At 67.0% G+C, this 20,324-nt stretch carries 16 protein-coding genes; 8 read left to right on the top strand and 8 right to left on the bottom strand.

Annotated features, from left to right (window positions below; genetic code table 11):
* The first annotated feature begins 102 nt into the window (after positions 1–102).
* From G474_RS0100695 to G474_RS0100680, 4 genes are all read left to right on the top strand, one after another.
* Positions 103–1,227, top strand: a complete 1,125-nt coding sequence (locus G474_RS0100695) for a response regulator (protein ID WP_026685306.1) — start codon at positions 103–105, stop codon at positions 1,225–1,227.
* Between the two features lie 129 nt (positions 1,228–1,356).
* On the top strand, positions 1,357–2,646 hold the full coding sequence (rimO, locus tag G474_RS0100690; protein ID WP_425386863.1) for a 30S ribosomal protein S12 methylthiotransferase RimO: 1,290 nt from the start codon (positions 1,357–1,359) through the stop codon (positions 2,644–2,646).
* A complete protein-coding gene (locus tag G474_RS0100685) occupies positions 2,615–4,048 on the top strand; it encodes an FAD-binding oxidoreductase (RefSeq protein WP_051281609.1) in 1,434 nt (477 codons plus the stop codon). The genes rimO and G474_RS0100685 overlap by 32 nt, the downstream gene beginning before the upstream one ends.
* A gap of 101 nt (positions 4,049–4,149) precedes the next feature.
* Positions 4,150–4,350, top strand: a complete 201-nt coding sequence (locus G474_RS0100680) for a hypothetical protein (protein ID WP_026685303.1) — start codon at positions 4,150–4,152, stop codon at positions 4,348–4,350.
* Between the two features lie 74 nt (positions 4,351–4,424).
* Here the strand turns inward: G474_RS0100680 and hslO are convergent, their stop codons facing one another.
* From hslO to G474_RS0100640, 8 genes are all read right to left on the bottom strand, one after another.
* Positions 4,425–5,312: an Hsp33 family molecular chaperone HslO gene (gene hslO, locus G474_RS0100675; RefSeq protein ID WP_026685302.1), complete on the bottom strand. Its 888-nt coding sequence runs from the start codon at positions 5,310–5,312 to the stop codon at positions 4,425–4,427.
* A complete protein-coding gene (locus G474_RS0100670; RefSeq protein WP_026685301.1) occupies positions 5,309–5,653 on the bottom strand; it encodes an ArsC family reductase in 345 nt (114 codons plus the stop codon). The genes hslO and G474_RS0100670 overlap by 4 nt, the downstream gene beginning before the upstream one ends.
* A gap of 95 nt (positions 5,654–5,748) precedes the next feature.
* Positions 5,749–6,213, bottom strand: a complete 465-nt coding sequence (locus tag G474_RS0100665; RefSeq protein ID WP_026685300.1) for a cyanophycin metabolism-associated DUF1854 family protein — start codon at positions 6,211–6,213, stop codon at positions 5,749–5,751.
* 10 nt (positions 6,214–6,223) lie between these two features.
* Positions 6,224–8,455, bottom strand: coding sequence for a cyanophycin metabolism-associated ABC transporter (locus G474_RS0100660; RefSeq protein ID WP_026685299.1), 2,232 nt, complete (start codon positions 8,453–8,455; stop codon positions 6,224–6,226).
* Between the two features lie 130 nt (positions 8,456–8,585).
* Positions 8,586–10,541 (bottom strand): putative bifunctional diguanylate cyclase/phosphodiesterase, encoded by a 1,956-nt coding sequence (locus tag G474_RS21730; protein ID WP_051281605.1) that lies wholly within the window; start codon positions 10,539–10,541, stop codon positions 8,586–8,588.
* A gap of 12 nt (positions 10,542–10,553) precedes the next feature.
* Complete coding sequence (locus tag G474_RS0100650) at positions 10,554–11,402, bottom strand: phosphate/phosphite/phosphonate ABC transporter substrate-binding protein (protein WP_084513493.1); 849 nt, start codon at positions 11,400–11,402, stop codon at positions 10,554–10,556.
* A 60-nt stretch (positions 11,403–11,462) separates the two neighbouring features.
* Positions 11,463–12,872 carry a sensor histidine kinase gene (locus G474_RS0100645; protein WP_026685297.1) on the bottom strand — a complete coding sequence of 470 codons (1,410 nt, stop codon included), beginning with the start codon at positions 12,870–12,872 and terminating at the stop codon, positions 11,463–11,465.
* Between the two features lie 3 nt (positions 12,873–12,875).
* Complete coding sequence (locus G474_RS0100640) at positions 12,876–13,568, bottom strand: response regulator transcription factor (protein WP_026685296.1); 693 nt, start codon at positions 13,566–13,568, stop codon at positions 12,876–12,878.
* A 191-nt stretch (positions 13,569–13,759) separates the two neighbouring features.
* Here G474_RS0100640 and G474_RS21725 point away from each other — a divergent pair, with 191 nt between their 5' ends.
* From G474_RS21725 to cphA, 4 genes are all read left to right on the top strand, one after another.
* Positions 13,760–14,305, top strand: a complete 546-nt coding sequence (locus G474_RS21725) for a Spy/CpxP family protein refolding chaperone (protein ID WP_051281603.1) — start codon at positions 13,760–13,762, stop codon at positions 14,303–14,305.
* 404 nt (positions 14,306–14,709) lie between these two features.
* Complete coding sequence (locus G474_RS0100630) at positions 14,710–15,378, top strand: EF-hand domain-containing protein (protein WP_026685295.1); 669 nt, start codon at positions 14,710–14,712, stop codon at positions 15,376–15,378.
* Positions 15,379–15,542: 164 nt separating this feature from the next.
* Complete coding sequence (locus tag G474_RS18915; RefSeq protein ID WP_043462717.1) at positions 15,543–17,705, top strand: cyanophycin synthetase; 2,163 nt, start codon at positions 15,543–15,545, stop codon at positions 17,703–17,705.
* Positions 17,706–17,741: 36 nt separating this feature from the next.
* Positions 17,742–20,321 carry a cyanophycin synthetase gene (gene cphA / locus G474_RS0100620; RefSeq protein WP_026685294.1) on the top strand — a complete coding sequence of 860 codons (2,580 nt, stop codon included), beginning with the start codon at positions 17,742–17,744 and terminating at the stop codon, positions 20,319–20,321.
* Positions 20,322–20,324 lie beyond the last annotated feature (3 nt).

Raw genomic sequence — 20,324 nt, 5'->3', positions numbered from 1 at the left:
TGCCAATATGACGGCCGTTCCCGGGCCACCACTGCCGCGTGCGCCGGCGCCAAAAACGGGGATAATCTCCCGTCATCGTGTAACCCCCGGATGTGAGGCATCATGCAGAACAAGGTACTTGTGGTGGACGACAGCCCGATCAGCCTGGAGATCATGGAAGCCACCCTGGCGGATGCATTCCAGGTCTGTTGCGTCACCTCCGGCGAGGCATGTCTGGAAGCCGTGGCCCGGGAAGTCCCCGACCTGATCCTGCTGGACGTGGAAATGGGCGGCATAGACGGTTACGAAACCTGCCTGCGCCTGAGGGAAAACCTGGATGTGCCGGTGATCTTCGTCTCGGCCCACGACACCCTGGAAGAACGGCTGGCCGGCTACGACGCGGGAGGCGACGACTTCATCGTCAAACCTTTCGACGGGGAGGAAATGCTGCGCAAGGCCCGGCTGCTGGTGGAAAAGCACAACCGGCAGCTGGAGCTCAATGCCCAGCAGGCAGCCATGCGCGAGATGGCCCTGCACTACCGGCGGGACCTGGGGGAAGCCGGGGTATTGCTCAACTTCATGCGCCACAGCCAGAACTGCCTGGATTACCAGGAACTGGCCCAGAAACTGGTGGCCGCCATCAAGGCCTACGACGTGATCGCCCACGTGCAGCTGCGCTGGAATGAGGGCTGCTGCAATCTCACCCCCCAGGGCGAAGCCTCGCCCCTGGAAGTGTCCATCATCGAGCAGAGCCGGGACCTGGGCCGTCTGTTCCAGTTTTCCTCCCGGCTGGTGCTCAACTACGACATGGTGTCCATCCTGGTGCTCAACATGCCCCGGGACGCTGCGGCGGCCACCCGTCTCCAGGACACCCTGATCACCCTGGCGGAAAACACCGAGGCCATCGCCGAGGCGGTGAACATGCGCCAGGAGTCGGCCCAGCGGGCCGAAGCCCTGCAGGTGGCCACCATCAAGAGCCTGGAAACCGTGGAAGGCCTGCGTGACCTGTACAACCGCCAGCGCAGTGAAACCGCCCAGCTGCTGCAGGAACTGGTGAAGAACGTGGAGGATTCCTACCTGTTCCTGGGGCTCACCGACGCCCAGGAAGAAGCGGTGAGCGCCTCCCTGCGCCAGGGGGCCGAACGGATCCTGCAGCTCTTCGCCATGGGCGACCAGATGGACGCACAGTTCGCCTCCCTGCTCGACACCCTGGGCCAGAAGCCCTCCGGCGGGGCCGAGTTGTGGTGAGCTGAGGGCTTGGCGGGCGGGGCTGCCGTGCCCCCATGGCTGCGGCGGCGTGTCCCGGGGGCGGCAGGCGGTATACTCCGGGCTTGTCCATTTGCCCTCTTTGCTATGTCTCAACCCAAACGTGTAGGGATGGTCTCCCTGGGCTGCCCGAAAGCCTCTTCCGACGCGGAACAGATTCTCACCCGCCTCAGGGCCGAGGGTTACCTGATTTCCCCGTCCTACGACGATGCCGATCTGGTGGTGGTCAATACCTGTGGCTTCATCGATGCGGCCGTGGCCGAATCCCTGGATGCCATCGGCGAAGCCCTGGCCGAAAACGGCAAGGTGATCGTCACCGGCTGCCTGGGGGCCCGGGAAAACGTGGTCCTGGAAGCCCATCCCCAGGTACTGGCGGTGACCGGCCCCCATGCCACCGATGAGGTGATGGCGGCCGTGCACCAGCATCTGCCCCCCAGCCATGATCCCTTCACCTCCCTGGTGCCGCCCCAGGGCATCCGCCTGACCCCGGACCACTTTGCCTACCTGAAGATTTCCGAGGGCTGCAATCACAGCTGCACTTTCTGCATCATTCCCTCCCTGCGCGGCCCCCTGGTGTCCCGCCCGGTGGGGGATGTGCTGGAGGAGGCCAGGAAGCTGGCCGAGGCCGGGGTCAAGGAACTGCTGGTGATCTCCCAGGACACCAGTGCCTATGGTGTCGATCTCAAGTACCGCACCGGTTTCTGGGGCGGCAAGCCGGTCAAGACCCGCCTGAAGGAGCTCTGCGAGGCCCTGGCCAGCCTGGGCATCTGGGTGCGGCTCCATTACGTCTATCCCTATCCTTCCGTGGATGACCTGATTCCCCTGATGGCCGAAGGCAAGCTGCTGCCCTACCTGGACGTGCCCTTCCAGCACGCCAATCCGCGCATCCTCAAGGCCATGAAGCGCCCGGCAGCCACCGAGAACACCCTGGCCCGCATCCGCCGCTGGCGGGAAATCTGCCCGGAAATCACCATCCGCTCCACCTTCATCACCGGCTTCCCCGGCGAAACCGAAGAAGAATTTCAGGAGCTCCTGGACTTTCTCCAGGAAGCCCGCCTGGACCGGGTGGGGGCCTTTGCCTACTCGCCGGTGGAGGGCGCCACCGCCAACGAGATTCCCGGTCTGCCCCCGGAAGAGGTGCGGGAGGAGCGCCGCCGCAGGCTGATGGAGCTCCAGGAGGACATCAGCGCCGACAAGCTGGCCGAGAAGATCGGTCGGGAGATCACGGTGCTGGTGGATGCGGTGGACGAGGAGGGGGTGATGGCCCGCACGCCCGGCGATGCGCCGGAAATCGACGGCCTGGTGTACGTGGACGGCTTTTTCGACGCCGAGCCCGGGGATTTCATCCAGGTCAGGATCGTGGACGCGGATGAGCACGACCTCTACGCCGAACCCCGCTGAGACTTCCCGTTTCCTGGAGCGCCTGGCCGCCATCGTCGGTCCCGGGCGGCTGCTCACCGATCCGGCCGACCTGGCTCCCTGGCTGACCGACTGGCGCGGCCGCTACACGGGCCGGGCCCTGGGTCTGGCCAGGCCGGGCAATAGCGCCGAGGTCCAGGCCCTGGTCCGGGCCTGCGTCGCGGCCGGGGTGCCGATGGTGCCCCAGGGGGGCAATACCGGGCTCTGCGGCGGCGCCACGCCGGACTCCAGCGGCAAGGCCCTGATCATCCAGCTCGGGCGGCTGGACCGCATCCGCCAGCTGGACGCCGGCAACCACACCCTGGTGGCCGAGGCCGGCTGCACCCTGGCCAATATCCAGGAAGCCGCAGCGGCGGCCGGGCGCCTGTTTCCTCTCTCCCTGGCCTCGGAGGGCAGCTGCCAGCTGGGGGGCAACCTGTCCACCAATGCCGGCGGCGTTCAGGTGCTGCGCTACGGCACCACCCGGGACCTGGTCCTGGGGGTGGAGGCGGTGCTGCCCAACGGGGAGCTCTGGGACGGTCTCAAGGCCTTGCGCAAGAACAACACCGGCTACGATCTGCGCCACCTGCTGATCGGCGCCGAAGGCACCCTGGGCATCATCACCGCTGCCGTGCTGAAGCTTTTTCCCATGCCCAGGAGCCGGGTCACCTGCTGGCTGGGGGTGGCGTCTCCAGCCGCCGCCGTGGCGCTCCTGGAGCGCACCCTGGAAGTCTTCGATGCGCGCCTCACCGCCTTCGAGCTGGTCTGCCCCCGGTCCCTGGGCCTGGTGCGGCAGTTCATGCCAGGGGCCGTGGCCGTGCCCGAGGCGCCCTGGCATGTGCTGTGCGAATTTTCCGGGGCTGGCGGGGACGAGGCGCTGCAGGCCCGGGTGGAGGAATTCCTGGCCCTGGGCATGGAGGCCGGGAGTCCCCTGGCGGCCCTCCTGGCTCAGTCGGAAAGCCAGCGCCAGGGGCTCTGGGCCCTGCGGGAAAACATTTCCGAGGCCCAGAAGCGGGAAGGCCCCAGCATCAAGCACGACATCGCCCTGCCCATCACCGCCATCGCCACCTTCCTGGATCGGGTGGCTCCCCGCCTGGAGCAGGTTTTTCCCGGCATCCGCCACGTGGTTTTCGGCCACCTGGGGGACGGCAACCTGCATTTCAACCTGTCCATGGCCGGGCGCGACGCCAACGGAGCCCTGCTGCAGCGCCAGGCCGAGGCCAACCGGCTGGTCCACGACCTGGTCCATGAGCTGGGCGGCAGCATCTCCGCCGAGCATGGCCTGGGGCAGCTGAAGCGGGAGGAAATCCGGCGCTACAAGTCGCCGGTGGAGCTGGCGGCCATGGCCGCCATCAAGGGGGCTCTGGACCCCCTGGGGCTGATGAATCCAGGCAAGGTGCTCTGAAAGCGGGAATGCACAGGGGGTATTGCAAGGAGGCGAGGGCTGCTGCTAATCTCCGTCTCAGGTCCGGCGTTTGATCTGGATCAAGAAAAAAGGGAGGCCCCATGAGTAACAACAGCGAAAAATTGCGTGCCGATCTTCTGAATTTCGGCCAGGACGTGGCGGAAAAAGGCCTGGTGGGGGTGGTGGAAGTGCCCGCTCGGGAAGTGCGTTTCGTGGAGCAGGCCTATCGTTCCAGCCTGTTCTGGCTGGCCTGCACCGGGCTGCTAACCTTGGGGCTGGTGGGTTTCCGTTTCATGGGCTGACGCTGACCAGGCCGGCGGCACCGGCCCGGTCGTCAGGCTGCAAGCCCCGTTGTGCAGCACCGGGGCAGAGCCGATCAATGGAGGGGTTTGCTGGCGAACAGCCGGGCCACGTCTTCCTTGCTGAAGCGGTATTCCCGGTTGCAGATGTCGTCCTTCACCAGGATTTCCCCATGCTCGGCCAGCACGGCCTCGGCTTCTTCCCGTCCCAGGGAGAGCAGCATGCCTTCCACCTTTTCCCGGTCCTCCGGGCAGTGGTGGGTGACCGGGCGGGGGTCATAGAGCCGTACGCCCTTGCCGCTTTGTTCCCCCTGCAGGATTTCCTCGTGGAACAGCCGGCCCAGCAGGGTGGCGGCATCCAGTTCCAGCAGTTCCGCTTCCTTGACCGTGGCGGCCAGATGGCTGATCCGGTCCCAGCCGTCCGGGTCCAGGGCATCGGCGCCGGGCAGTTTCTGCAGGAACAGGCAGCAGGCGGCCTGGTCGCTGGCGGCCAGGAAGAGGCGGGCGGCCTGCTGTTCCGACTGCTCCAGGTAGTGTTCGAAGATGCTGGCGATGGAGTCGCCTTCCAGGGGCACGAAGCTCTGGTAGGGCTGCCGGGCCACGGGGAAATCCAGGTTGAGCATCAGCTGGCCGCCCTGGTCCGCGCCCAGCAGCTGCGGCACCGGGGCCGGGGCCAGATTCGCTACGGCTCGGGCCATGCCGCGCAGACGCAGTTGTTCGTCGCAGTCCATGACCAGCAGGGAAATGGGGCCGCCGCCGCGCAGCTGGAAGGTGAGCCGGCCGGGCTGTTTCAGCTGCGCGGCGATGAGCACCGTGACGGCAGCCATCTCGCCCAGCAGCCGGGCTTCCACGGGGCCGTAGCCCCGGCCCCGCTGCAGGCTCTGCCAGCTGGGGCCCAGGTGCACCAGGGCGCCGCGGATGTCCAGGCCCTCGAACAGGAAACGGGTGACGGTATCCGGGCTCACAGCAGCTCCTTGGCGTATTTTTCCGGGTCGAAACCCACCAGCAGGGTCTTGCCGGTGTCCAGCACCGGGCGCTTGATCAGGGCCGGGTATTGGGCCATCAGGGCCTGGGCCTTGGCGGCGTCCACCCCGGTCCGTTCTTCTTCCGTGAGTTTCTTCCACATCAGGCCCCGGGTGTTGAGCAACACCTTCCAGTCGGCCCGGGCCATCCAGTCGGGCAGCTGGCTTTCGGCCACACCGGCCTTCTTGTAGTCGATGAATTCGTAGGCGACGCCCTGTTCACTCAGCCAGTTCATGGCCTTCTTCATGGTGTCGCAGTTCTTGATGCCGTAGATCTTCAACATGGGAACTCCAGAATGCGTTGCGGCCCGGTCTGGCGGGCCGCATCGGGGGCGAATGATAGCAGGGCGGGCCAGCCCCGGCATCCCGGGGCGGGGTTTTACAGGAAGCGCATGAGGAACTTGCGGCTCTGGTGGTTCAGGGCCTGGCGGTCCCGGATCAGGTACTGGAGGCCGTGGTGGTCGGCGATGATCAGGGCGTTGGGACCCAGGCGGCGGATGTCTTCCTCACCCTTCAACACCAGCCGGGTCGGGCCCCGGTCCGTGTCCACTTCCCAGGTGCTGGGGGTGGCAAAGCTGCTGACGTGGCGGATGGCGCGGATTTCCGGCATGAATTCCCGCTGTTCCAGCTCTTCCTGGAGGAGCCGGGCCATGGTTTCCGGCAGGGCTGCCAGGGTGTCGATCCAGAGCAGTTCGTGGCCTTCCGGGCTCATCAGGGCCAGACCCTGGTCGGGGGCGGTGATGGCGAAGGCGCGTACGGGGACAACCCCGGTGTGGGCTTCGCCACTGGCATCGGTAAACACCAGTTGGCCAAAGGCATTGCGTTCCAGTTGTAGGGTTTGCATGGTGCTTTCCTCAGGCGGAGGCCGGGGGCAGGCCCAGCACTTCGTCCAGCTGCTTGGTCTGGGCCTGGTAGAGGCGGTAGTAATGGTCTTCTTTGGCCATCAGTTCGTCGTGATTGCCGATCTCCACGATCTGGCCCCGGTCCATGACCACCAGCCGGTCGGCCTTTCTCAGGGTGGACAGGCGGTGGGCGATGGCGATGGTGGTGCGGCCCTTGATCAGGTTGTCCAGGGCCCCCTGGATTTCCAGCTCGGTTTCCGTATCCACGGCCGAAGTGGCCTCGTCCATGATCAGGATCTTCGGGTCGATCAGCAGGGCCCGGGCGATGGAGATGCGCTGGCGCTCGCCGCCGGAGAGGGCCTGGCCCCGTTCGCCCACCAGGGAGTCGTAGCCGTGGGGCAGGCGCAGGATGAATTCGTGGGCATGGGCGGCCCGGGCGGCGGCGACGATTTCCTCCCGGGTGGCGTCGGGGCGGCCGTAGGCGATGTTCTCGGCGATGGTGCCGAAGAACAGGAAGGGCTCCTGCAGCACCAGGCCGATGTGCTTCCTGTACTCGGACACGGGCAGGCTGCGGATGTCCACCCCGTCGATATGGATGCCCCCGTCGGTCACGTCGTAGAAGCGGCAGATCAGGTTCACCAGGGTGCTCTTGCCCGAGCCGGAGTGGCCCACCAGGCCGATCATCTCGCCCGGGCGGATGTCCAGGTCCACGCCCCTGAGCACCGTGCGGCTGCCGTAGCGGAAGCCCACCCGCTGGATGCTGATGCTGCCTTCCACCCGTTCCAGGTGCTGGGGTTTGGTGGGTTCGGGGACGCTGGAGACATGGTCGAGGATGTCGAAGATGCGCTTCGCCCCGGAGGCCGCCTTCTGGGTCACCGAGACGATGCGGCTCATGGAATCCAGGCGGGTGTAGAAGCGGCCGATGTAGGCCAGGAAGGCGGCCAGCACGCCCACGGTGATCTCGTCGTGGGCCACCAGCCAGATGCCGAAGCCCCAGACGATCAGGAGGCCCACTTCGGTAAGCAGGGTGACCGTGGGGGTGAACAGGGACCAGACGAAGTTGACCCGGTCATTGACCGCCAGGTTGCGGTTGTTGGCTTCCCGGAAGCGGGCTACCTCGCGCTTTTCCTGGGCGAAGGCCTTGACCACCCGGATGCCCGGGATGGTGTCGGCCAGCACGCTGGTGACGTCGGCCCAGACCCGGTCCACCTGCTCGAAACCGTGGCGCAGCTTGTCGCGCACGAAGTGGATCATCCAGGCGATGAAGGGCAGGGGCAGCAGGGTCACCAGGGCCAGCCAGGGATTGATGGAGATCAGGATGGCCGCGGTCATGGCGATCATCAGCACGTCGGTGGCGAAATCGAGCAGGTGCAGGGACAGGAAGACGCAGATCCGGTCCGACTCGCTGCCGATGCGGGCCATCAGGTCGCCGGTGCGCTTGCCGCCGAAATATTCCAGGGAGAGGCCCTGCAGGTGTTCATAGGTGGTGGTGCGCAGGTCGGCGCCGATGCGCTCCGACACCAGGGCCAGGATATAGGTCTTGGCCCAGCCCAGTGCCCAGGCCATGAGTGCCGCCACCAGCAGGCCGCCCAGATACAGGGTCACCTTGTCCTGGTCGATGGCCTGACCGTTCTGGTAGGGAATCAGCACCTCGTCCATGAGCGGCATGGTCAGGTAGGGAGGCACCAGGGTGAAGGCGGTGGCGGCCAGGGTCAGCAGGAAGCCGGCCAGCAGCCGCCCCTGGTAGGGTCTGGCGAAGCGCCAGAGGCGCAGCAGGGTCCAGGTGGAAGGCGGTTGCAGCAGGGCCTTGGCGCAGGTGGGGCATTCTTCCTGGCCGGGCACCATGGGGTTCTGGCAGCGTTCGCAGAGGATTTCTTCCGGCGCCTCGGGGGCCTGGCCGGTTTCCAGTTCCAGGATGCGGGCGGCAAAGGCATCCATCAGCCGCCGGGCCTGCACGTCCTGGCCCAGGGTGTAGTGCCAGAAGGCCCGCCGGCCATGGGCATCCATGAGTTCCAGGGTGACCACCCCGGCATGGTCCCGGCGCCGCAACTCCAGGCCGGGCTGGCAGGCCCATTCCCGCACCTGACCGCTGGCACTGGCGGCCAGGAGGCGCCGGGAGCTGAGCAGCAGGAAGCCGGGGGCAAAGTGCAGGTTCTCATCCAGGTCGGTGGTCATGCCGGCCAGGGAGGTTTCTTCCGGGGACAGCTGGGATTCGAGACGGTTACGCAGATCGTCAAAGGACATGGGCGGCATCAACAGGGGAGGACGGCAGGGCGCCGAAGGGCGGCATTATCCGCAAAAGCGGATGCCAGAGTTAACTGGCGATGGGGCCCCAGGTTGACCGGGGCCCGGGGTTTATTTGCGCGGCCGGGGCTCAGAACGGTTCCGGCTGGTGCAGGGCATAGCCCTGGGCGTAGTCCACGCCCAGTTCGCGCAGGATGGGCAGGAGCTCCGGCACCGCCACGTATTCGGCCACGGTTTTCAGCTGATGGGCCCGGGCCAGGCCGACGATGGCTTCCACCGTGGCCCGGTCGATGGGGTCCTGCAGCAGGTTGTGCACGAACTGGCCGTCGATCTTCAGGTAATCCACATGGAAGCGCTTCAGGTAGCCGAAGGAGGAGAGGCCGCTGCCGAAGTCGTCCAGGGCCATGGTGGCGCCCATGTGGTGGGCATCGGCGATGAAGGCCAGGGCGCCGGCCAGGTTGCCGATGGCCTGGCTTTCGGTGATCTCGAAGCAGATCAGGCGGGGGTCGATGCGGTGATGGGTGATGCGGGCGGCGATGAAGTGGCGCAGCTCTTCCTCGGCCAGGCTGCCGCCGGAGAGGTTGATGTTGAGGTGGTGGAAGGGCAGGTTCCCCGCATCCAGCCGGGCCCGGATGCGGGCCAGGGCGTGGTCGATGACCCAGCGGTCGATGAAGGGCATCAGGTTGTAGCGCTCGGCGGCCGGGATGAATTCGCCCGGGGGCACGATGCGGCCATCCTGGTCGCGCATGCGGATCAGGATTTCGGCGTGGTCGGCGTTGCGGCCATCCAGGCAGGCAATGCGCTGGTGGTAGAGCACGAAACGGTCTTCCTGGAGGGCGGCGGTGATGCCGGTCAGGGACAGGAGCTCCTGCTGGCGCTGGCGGAAATAATCGTCTCCGGGGGCATAGACCTCCACCCGGTTGCGGCCGTGCTCCTTGGCCGCATAACAGGCGGTATCGGCGGCGATCAGCAGGCCGGTCACCGTGTCGATCTGGGGCGAGACCTGCACCAGGCCGACGCTGGCCCCCAACTGGAAGGCCTTGCCTTCCCAGATGAAGGGCAGGGCGCGGATCTCGTCAGTCATCCGCTGAGCGCTCTGGCGAGCCTGCTCCAGGGTCTTGTTGCGGATGATCAGGCCGAACTCGTCACCCCCCAGCCGGGCCACGAAATCGGCGCCGAAGCGCTCGCTCATGACCCGGGCCAGGTTCTGCAGCAGGCGGTCGCCGGCGGCATGGCCGCAGCTGTCATTGACGGCCTTGAACTGGTCCAGATCCAGGTAGAGCACGTACAGGGCCTGGTTGTGGCAGAGGCGCAGGGCTTCCTCCAGGTAGGCCTCGAAGGCGCGGCGGTTGTGCAGCCCGGTGAGGGGGTCGTGGCCGGCCTGGTGGGCCAGTTCCTCCACCCGGGTTTCCACGGCGCTGGCCATGGTGTTGAAGCTGCGGGCCAGGAGGCCGATTTCGTCCTGGGTGGAAATGTCCACATGCACCCGGTAGTCCCCTTCGGCGACCCGGCTGGCTGCTTCGGCCAAGGTGCGCAGGTGGCGGGTGAGCCACAGGCTGGTGACAAAGAGCATGATGGCCGTGAGCAGGATGCCCGCCAGGGCGACGCTCATGCCCTGCCAGATCAGGCGGCTGCGGGCGGCGGCGATGAACCCGGTGGACAGGCCCAGCTGCACCTCCCCATAGGTCTGGCCGATGTAGGTGACCGGGAAGCGCACATGCAGGGTCTGCCCCCAGGGGACGCTGGCCTGGGGTTCCGGCAGGGTCTGTCCGGCATCGATGCCGGAGGCGGCGAGGATCTGGCCCTGGGGGTCCCGGACCGCGATGTAAAGCAGTTCATCGGTCTGGCGCCAGCCGTCGAGAATGTCCCGCAGGGTGGCATAGTCCCGGGCCACCAGGGGCACCGCGATGGCGGTCTGGTAGGCCCGTTCCAGGGACACCACATGCTGGTTCAGCTGGCGGGCCAGTTCCTCCTCCATGCGCAGCAGGCCGCTGACCAGCATCCCGGCCAGGGCCAGGAGTTCGATGATCAGGGCCGCCAGCAGCAGACGGGAACGGAGGGAGCGGAAAAAGGGGACGGAGCTCATGGTGGCCTTGGGTTACGGGGTTTCCAGTTCCATCTGCTGGCGCACGATGGCCACATAGGGGGTGAGGGCCTGGAGGTCGGCATCGCTGACCGGGTCGTAGCCCTGGTAGCCGGTGTCGAGGAAGAAACGCTGGCCTGAGGGGCTCTCGGCGAAGTCCCGCAGGGCCTTCCTGATCGCGGCGATGCGGTTGTCCCCGAGGCGGCGGTGGGCCAGGGTCATCAGGTGCGGAATGCGGATTTCCGAGGGCAGTTCCACCACCTTGCTGCGCACGTCGGGAGGAATCTGCTTCAGGGGGGTGTGGGTGGTCAGGGCGGCGTCGGCTTCGCCCACCGCCACCGCGGCGATGGCGGCTCCGTGGGTGGGATATTCGCGGATGCGGTAGTCGCGGCCCGCCTGCATGCCCTTGTCGGCCAGCCATTTCATGCCGCCGATGGAGGAGATGGAAAACAGGCTGGACAGGGCGATCACCCGGCCGCGCAGGGCCTCCGCATCGCCGATGCCGCTGTCCGGACGGATGACGAAGATGGGCTGCAGGGGGGCACGGTAATGGACCAGGGGCACGTAGCCCTTTTCCGCCGACATCACCGCGAAGTGGGGGCCGGTGATCAGCAGGTCATAGCGCCCGGCCAGGGACTCGCGCACGAAGCTCGTGTAGTCGGCCGCCGTGAACACGTCGATGGGCTGGCCCAGGCGGGCTTCCAGGGCCTGGCGCAGGGGCTGGTGGGTCTTGAGCAGGGCCAGGGCGCTGTTGAAGGGCATGATGCCCAGGGTCAGCCGGGTGTCGGCACGGGCTCCGGTTCCGGATAGTAGCAGTGGCAAGACGGCAAGTCCTGCCAGGAAGGTCCTGCGGCCTGTATGCATGATTTCTCCGCGTTTTTGGAGAATCTATCACTTTGGGCCTATTTTGTCTCCAGCATCATGTCATGGAGCCTTGGGCAGCAGAGGCAGGGTGATCTGCATCAACAGGCCGCCGCCGGGCCGGTTTTCCGCCGTGATCCGGCCCCCGTGGGTTTCCAGGGCGCGGCGGGCAATCGCCAGTCCCAGGCCGTAGCCGTTCGGGTGGCTGTGCGGGTGGGCCCGGCAGAAGGGTTTGAAGATGGTTTCCAGGGCTTCCGGTGGCACCCCGGGGCCCTGGTCGCCGATGTTAAGCCGCAGCCAGCCGTCTGCGGCCGCCGCTTTCACGTCGATCAGCCCTCCGGGCGGCGAATACTTGAGGGCGTTGCGGATCACGTTTTCCAGGGCCCGGCCCAGGAGTTCCTCCCGACCCCGCACCCAGGCCTGTTCGGGGCCCCGGTATTCCACCCGGCAGCCGCTGCCGGAGGCTTCGAAGCTGGCGTCCTCGACGATGCCTTGGAGCAGGGCGGCCACGTCCACCGCCTCGTCCATGGGGCCGGGCATGCCCGACTCCAGGCGGGCCAGGGTCAGCAGTTCGCCCACCAGCCCGTCCATGCGCCGGGTTTCCCGCGTCACCCGCTCCAGGGTCACGGCCATCTTTTCCGGGTTCTGCTGGGCCAGACCGATGGCGGCTTCCAGCCTGGCCAGGGGCGAACGCAGTTCATGGGAAACGTCGTGGAACAGGCGGCGCTGGGAGGTGATCAGGGATTCCAGCTGCTGAGCCATGGCGTCGAAATCCTCCCCCAGCTGGGCGAACTCATCGTGCCGGCGGCCCAGGTGCGCCCCTACCCGGGTATCGAGCCGGCCCGAGGCCACGGCCCGGAAGGCGGCCTGCAACTGGCGGATGGGCTTGACCACGTACCAGGCCAGCAGGGCGCTGAAGGCGAGGCTGGCCAGCAGTCCGGCCAGGATGTGGAACCAGGGCAGGGGCCGGGGACCGGGGGAGGGGCCGGCTCCCTCCATTCCGGGCAGCGGTGGCCGGAGGCCCGCCTCGTCCGGGAGTGGTGCGCGGAATTCCGGGGGCGGGCGGAGACCCGGGGAATGGGGCGGCATGTAGAGCAGGTAGGTCTGGCCCGCCGGGCTCAGGACCTGCAGGGCTGCGGCCTCCCCGTTTGCCTGGCCGGCGGCCAGCATCTGCCGGGCGGCGGCCAGGGGCTCGGGATCCAGGGGGCGGTCCAGGAGCTCCCGGCCCCCTGCATCCACCACCAGGATCTGTTCCGGCCCCCGGTAGTCCTGCAACTGCCGGCGCAGGGCGGTTTCGCCGCCCTGGCGCAGGACCTGAGCGGCCAGCTGCAGCACCAGTTGACTGCGCGGGTCCCTGTTCAGGAGCTGCTGGCGGCTGTCCGCATGCAGCCAGATGAACAGGCCAACGCTGCCCCCCAGGAGCAGCTGGGCGCCCTGGAAGGCCAGGAAGAATTTCCAGAACAGGCGTCCCATCGCTTATTCCCGGGACAGCTGGTAGCCCTGGTTGCGGATGGTCTGGATCCAGTTCTGGCCGTCGGCCCGCTGTCCCAGCTTGTGCCGGATGCGGCTCATGTGCACGTCGATGCTGCGGTCGAAGCGGGACAGGGGGCGGCCCAGCCCCTGTTCGGACAGCTCCCCCTTGCTCACGGCCTTGCCTGCATGCCGGGCCAGCAGGGCGAGCAGGTTGAATTCGGTGCTGGTCAGTTCCAGGGGCAGCGTCTTCCACTCGGCGGTGCGCAGCTGGGGAAAGAGTTTCAGGGGGCCGGCCAGGATGGGCTGGGACAGGCTGTCGTCCCCCTCGTCCCGGGCCTGGAAGCGGCGCAGCACGGCGCGGATGCGGGCGGCCAGTTCCCGGGGGGTGCAGGGCTTGGGCACGTAGTCGTCGGCGCCCATTTCCAGGCCGACGATGCGGTCCACATCATCTCCCTTGGCCGTCAGCATGATCACCGGCATGTCGCTCTGGGCCCGGATCCGCCCCAGCACCTCGACCCCGCTCATCAGGGGCATCATCACGTCGAGCACGGCCAGATCATGCCTGCCGCTCAGGGCCTCACGGCTGCCGCTTTCGCCATCGTGGACCAGGGTCACGGCAAAGCCCTCCTGTTCCAGGTACTCCCGCAGCATCGCCGACAATTCCTGGTCATCGTCCACCAGCAACAACTTCGCCATTTCTTGCAACCTCCTGTTTCAGCGCTGCCCATGATAGCGCCAAGCCTCCCGCTCCTAACCCGGGCGCTGCCTGGCTTTACCAGGATTTACATGGGACTTACCGCCTTTAACCGGCGCCTGAAACACAATGGCATGGCCCCGGGCGCCCCTGTCCGATCAGGTCCGGCCCAGCCATTACCAAGGAGATTCCCATGTCCCACACTTTCGATCTCAGACACTTCCTGCTCTTGAGCAGCCTCGCCCTGGGCCTGCCCCTGCCGGCCCGGGCCCAGATGCCTCCCGGTCCGGAACTGCCGCCGCCGCAGCGCCTGGCCGGGGCCGACTGCCGGCCCGGCCCCTTCCAGGGTGAGCCCCTGCCGCCGTTCCTGGCGGGCCTGGGTTTGAGCGAAGCCCAGCAGGACAAGCTGTTCGAGCTCATGCACGGCCAGGCCAGGCAGCGGCGCGAACTGGGCAAGGCCCTGGCCCGGGCCGATGCCGCCCTGGCCGAGCTGGGGCTGTCACCCGCCTATGACGAGGCCAGGGTCCGGGCCCTGGTCCAGCGCCGGGCGGAGGCCCTGGCGGAACTCACCTTGCTGCAGGTGCGCAGTGAGCACCAGATGTATGAACTGCTGACCCCCGAGCAGCGCCAGACCTTGGCTTCCCGGCCTCCGCGCCGGGAGGGGCCCGGCCCCGACGCAGGCCCCCGGCCCGGGCCTGAAGGCCGCCATCCTCCGCTCCGGGGGCAGGAGCCCCGCTGAAACAGGGTGGGCGCGGCTGTGTGCCTCTGTTCCAGGCGTGACCGGCAGCCTCCGGGGGCGGCAAAACTTGCCGCCCTCTCCGGTCTGTTCATGCAAGCCCATGTTTTCCAATCCGGATTTGCTGCCGGGGCATGTGCCCCTTTTTGCCGCCATGCCGGGGCGGACTGCCGCTACCGGGCTCCGGCGCCGGGGAAATGCTCGAAGAACCGGGCCAGGGCTGTTTTTCCTTAACTTAACTTTACCCGGATTTACTTCGAATAACCTGAATATTCAGTGATTTAGGCCGGTTAATTGCAATAGGGGGGAGCAGCCTCCGGCCTGGCAAGGGGCGGCAGGTACCCCGGGGAGAGGCCGGCAACGGCCCCTTCAGGTTCGTCCATCATTGCATTTGCGAGGAGTTCGCCATGTCTATCAGCAGCGTCAGCAGCAACTCAAGTCTGTCCCAGTACTACAGCACCCGTTCCCTGAAGAACGACACGTCCGAGGTCGTCGATAAACTGTTCTCCCAGCTGGACACCAAGGGTCAGGGCTACCTGGAAGTCAGCGATCTGGAAAACGCTTTCAGTCAGCTGGATTCCGGCAGCGACTCGGGGGTCAGTGCCGAGCAGGTGTTCAGCAGCCTGGATCAGGACGGGGACGGCAAGATCACCAAGGACGAGATGTCCAGCAACCTGGAAAAGCTGGCCGAGGATCTGAACAGCCAGTTTGACGCCATGCGCGTGGCCTCCGGCATGCCTCCGCCGCCGCCGCCCGCCGAGGCAAGCAGCGAGGAGGACGAGGGCTTTACGGCCGAGGAGCTGGAGTCCCTGGCCAGCAGCACCGAGGACAGCAATCTGGCCACCCTGATGAACAGCCTGGCTGCCAACTTCGATGCGGCCGATACCGACGGGGATGGCAAGGTCAGCAGTCAGGAAGCCAGGGCTTACCAGGAGTCCAGCAATACCGAGACGACCAGCAGCACGGCCAGCACCGACAGCACCAGCGAGGCGGCCATCATGCGGCGCATCATGGATCTGGTGCAGGCCTACGGCTCCGGCAGCAGCACCGACAGCGGCCTGTCCGTGTCCGCCTGACGCGGGGTTCCGCGGTGCCCAGGGGCTCCCTGTTTTATCTGGGAGCCCTTTTCATTTGGCACAATTATTTCAGGCGCGGGTAAACCAGCTGTGGAATGATGCGTTTATTTGGGCACCGGACATGAACGGTGTCGATTAATCCACGCTGGAATATCCCCATAAAAATGACCCATAAAAGCATCGAATTCCGCCGCATCCAGTATCTGCGCGGTCCCAATGTCTGGACCTACCGCCCGGTCCTGGAGGCCCTGGTGGATATTGGCGAACTGGAGGACTTCCCCTCCAACAAGATTCCCGGTTTCTATGAACGTCTGTCGGCCTGGCTGCCTTCCCTGATCGAACATCGCTGCAGCTATGAAGAGCGGGGCGGTTTCCTGCGCCGGGTCCAGGAAGGCACCTGGCCCGGGCACATCCTCGAACACGTGACCCTGGAGCTGCAGAACCTGGCCGGCATGCCCGGCGGTTTCGGCAAGGCCCGGGAAGTTTCCGAACGGGGTGTCTACAAGGTGGTGGTGCGGGCCTGGAACGAACAGGTGACCCGGACTGCCCTCCAGTACGGCCGCGATCTGGTGATGGCGGCCATCGAGAACCGGCCCTTTGACGTGGCCGCCTGCGTCGAACACCTGAAGGATCTGGTGGATACTCACTGCCTGGGCCCCAGCACCGGCTGCATCGTGGATGCCGCCGACGACCGGGATATTCCCGCCATCCGTCTCACCGACGGTAACCTGGTGCAGTTGGGTTACGGCTGCCGCCAGCGCCGCATCTGGACGGCGGAAACCGACCGTACCAGCGCCATTGCCGAAAGCATTTCCCGGGACAAGGATCTGACCAAGACCCTGCTCCAGTCCTGCGGCCTGCCGGTCCCCGAGGGGCAGCTGGTGGATAACCCCGAGGCGGCCTGGGAAGCTGCCGAGGACATCGGCCTGCCGGTGGTGGTCAAGCCCGATGACGGCAACCACGGCCGCGGCGTGTTCCTCAACCTGAATACCCGGGCAGAGGTGGAGGCCGCCTACCGGGTTGCCAATGAAGAAGGCAGCAACGTCATTGTCGAGCGCTACATTCCCGGCATCGAGCACCGGCTCCTGGTGGTGGGTGACCAGGTGGTGGCGGCTACCCGGGGCGAAATTGCCCAGGTGGTGGGGGATGGCCAGCACAGCGTGCGCGAGCTGATCGACCTGCAGATCAACGCCGATCCCCGTCGGGGCAGCAGCGAGGAGCATCCCCTCAACTTCATCGGCCTGGATTCCGCCGCCCGGCTGGAAATCCAGCGCCAGGGCTACACCCCCGAAGACGTGCCGGCCGCGGGCAAGGTGGTGGTGGTGCAGCGCATCGGCAACCTGGCCATCGACTGCACTGACGAGGTGCACCCGGACACGGCCCGCACCGTGGCCCTGGCCGCCCGCATCGTGGGGCTCGACATCGCCGGGGTGGACCTGGTGGTGCAGGACATCTCCAAGCCCCTGGAGCCCCAGGCGGGGGCCATCGTCGAGGTCAATGCCGGTCCCGGCCTGCTGATGCACCTGAAGCCCGCCGAGGGCAAGCCCCGGCCCGTGGGCAAGGCCATCGTCGAGCTGCTGTTCCCCAATGGCGACAGCGGCCGGGTGCCCGTGGTGGGCATCACCGGGGCTAGGGGCAAGACCGCCACGGCGCGGCTGCTGACCCATTTCCTTGACCTCACCGGCCAATACATCGGCATGGCCTGCAGCGACGGCATCTTCCTCAACCGCCGCCAGGTGGAAACAGGGGCCCAAACGGCCAAGGTCCAGTGGGAGGCGGCCCGCCGGGTGCTGATGAACCGCCAGGTCCAGGCGGCCGTGATCGAGAACGGCGCCGACGCCATCCTCCGGGATGGCCTGGCCTATGACCGCTGCCAGGTGGGTATCGTCCTGAACAGCGCGCCCATGGCCGATCTTTCCCACCATTACGTGGAAACGCCGGAGCAGATCTACAACGTGCTGCGCACCCAGGTGGATGTGGTGCTCGAAGGCGGGGCCGCCGTGCTCAATGCGGCGGATGCCCAGGTGGCCGACATGGCCCGCCTTGCCGATGGGGAAGTGATCTACTTCGCCCGGGACGGGGAACTGCCGGTGCTGCGCGAACATTGTGTCCAGGGGGGCAGGGCGGTGTTCATCCGCGCTGGCCAGCTGGTGCTGGCCCAGGAGGGGCACGAAACCCCGTTCCTGGAGATGGCCAGCCTGCAGCCCCATCTGGTGGCAGGCCCCATGGCCGACAGCCTGCTGGCCGCCGTGGCCGCTGCCTGGGCCCTGGGCCTGGGCACCGACGTGATCCGGGCCGGCCTGGAAACCTTCCCCGCTGCTGCCTGATCATCCGAAAAAAAGAATATCCAGAGGATTCCTGTCATGGAAATTTCCCGTATCCGCGCCTTGCGCGGTCCCAATCTGTGGAGCCGCCACACCTCCATCGAGGCCATCGTCAGCTGTGAGGAAAGCGAACGGCAGCTGAGCCGTCATCATCCCCAGTTCGAAACCCGCCTGCGGGCACGCTTCCCGGAAATCGGCCAGGTGGCCCTGGCCGACACGGCCCAGACCTTTTCCCTAGCCCACGCCCTGCAGCTGTCCGCCCTGGGGCTCCAGGTCAGCGCCGGCTGCCCGGTAACCTTCGGGCGCACCACCCAGACCGTGGAAACCGGGGTGTACCAGGTGGTGGTGGAATACACCGAGGAAGCCGTGGGCCGCCGCGCCCTGGCCCTGGCCGAGGCCTTGTGCCGGGCCGCCCTGGCGGACACGCCCTTCGATCTGGAACAGGCCCTGGCGGAACTCCGGGAGCTGGACGAGGACGAGCGCCTGGGGCCCAGCACCGGCGCCATCGTCGACGCGGCCATCGCCCGCAACATCCCCTTCCGCCGCCTGACTTCCGGCAGCCTGGTGCAGTTCGGCTGGGGCAGCCGCCAGCGCCGCATCCAGGCCGCAGAGATCGACCGCACCAGCGCCATTGCCGAGGCCATCGCCCAGGACAAGGACCTGACCAAGGATCTGCTCCGGGCGGCCGGGGTCCCCGTGCCCCTGGGCCGGGCCGTGGAGGATGCCGAGGACGCCTGGGCCGCCGCCCAGGAAATCGGTGGCGCCGTGGTGGTCAAACCCCAGGACGGCAACCAGGGCAAGGGGGTGGCGGTGAACCTCAGCACCCGGGAAGAGGTGCTGGCCGCCTATGCAGTGGCTTCCGAGATCAGTTCCAAGGTGCTGGTGGAGCGCTATCTGCCGGGCCAGGACTTCCGTCTGCTGGTGGTGGGTAATCAGCTGGTGGCGGCCGCCCGCCGGGATCCGCCCCAGGTGATCGGCGACGGGGTCCATTCCATCCGGGAACTGGTGCAGCAGGTCAACAGCGACCCGCGCCGGGGCGAGGGCCACGGCACGGCGCTCACCAAGATCCGTTTTGACGACATCGCCCTGGCCACCCTGGAAAAACAGGGTTACAGCGCCGACAGCGTGCCGCCCAAGGGCGCCCTGGTGGCCCTGCGCAACAACGCCAACCTGTCTACCGGGGGCACCGCCACCGACGTGACCGGGGACGTGCATCCGGAACTGGCAGCCCGGGCCGTGGATGCGGCCCAGATGGTGGGCCTGGACATCTGCGGTGTGGACGTGGTCTGCCAGACCGTGCTGAAACCCCTGGAAGAGCAGGGGGGCGGCATCGTCGAAGTGAATGCGGCCCCGGGCCTGCGCATGCACCTGCAGCCTTCCTTCGGGCGGGGCCGGCCCGTGGGCGAGGCCATCATCTCCACCCTGTTCGGCGACGGCGGCAATGGCCGCATTCCCGTGGTGGCGGTGGCCGGTACCAACGGCAAGACCACCACCGTGCGGCTGATCGCCCACATGCTGACCGGCGACAAGCTGCGGGTGGGCATGACCACCACGGACGGGGTCTACATCCAGGACAGGCGCATCGATACCGGCGACTGCAGCGGCCCCCGGAGCGCCCGCAACGTGCTCATGCATCCGGAAGTGGATGCGGCGGTGTTCGAGACCGCCCGGGGCGGCGTGCTGCGCGAGGGGCTGGGCTTCGACCGTTGCAACGTGGCCGTGGTCACCAATATCGGCCAGGGGGACCACCTGGGGCTGTCCTACATCAGCACCGTGGAAGACCTGGCGGTGGTCAAGCGGGTGATCGTGGAAAACGTGGCTCCCGACGGCATGGCGGTGCTGAATGCCACTGACCCAGTGGTGGTGAAGATGGCCGAGCAGTGTCCCGGCGGCATCATCTTCTTCGCCCAGGATGCCCACCATCCGGTGCTGTCCACCCATCTGGCCAAGGGCAAGCGGGGCGTCTACGTGAGTGACGGTCATCTGGTCTATGTGGCCCAGGGGGAGGAGCAGCAGCGCATTTCCCTGGCCCGGGTGCCCCTCACCCGGGGCGGCAGCATCGGCTTCCAGGTGGATAACGTCCTGGCCGCCACGGCCGCCGCCTGGGCCTTGGGCCTGGACTGGCCCACCATCCGCCGCCAGCTGGCCAGCTTCGTCAGCGATGCCAGCACCGCGCCCGGCCGTTTCAACCTGTTCGACTACCGGGGCGCCACACTGATCGCCGATTACGGCCACAATCCGGACGCGATCCAGGCCCTGGTCCAGGCCATCGACAGCATGCCTTCCCGGCGTCGTTCGGTGGTCATCAGCGGCGCCGGGGACCGGCGCGACGAGGATATCCGGCAGCAGACCCAGATTCTCGGTACGGCCTTCGATGACGTGATCCTCTACCAGGACCAGTGTCAGCGGGGCCGGGCTGATGGAGAGGTGCTGGCCCTGCTGCGCCAGGGGCTGGAAGGGGCGAGCCGCACCACCTACGTGGATGAGGTGCGGGGCGAGTTCCTGGCCATAGACCGGGCCCTGGAACGCCTGGAGGCAGGGGATGTCTGCCTGATCCTGGTGGACCAGGTGGAAGAAGCCCTGGCCCACATTGCTGCCCGCGTACAAGAGGTCGCCTGAAAC

It is taken from the genome of Azovibrio restrictus DSM 23866, assembly GCF_000429665.1.
GTDB classification, from domain to species: Bacteria; Pseudomonadota; Gammaproteobacteria; order Burkholderiales; family Rhodocyclaceae; genus Azovibrio; species Azovibrio restrictus.
Note: the sequence above shows the minus strand (reverse complement) of the source record. Positions and strands in the feature narration are given on the sequence as shown.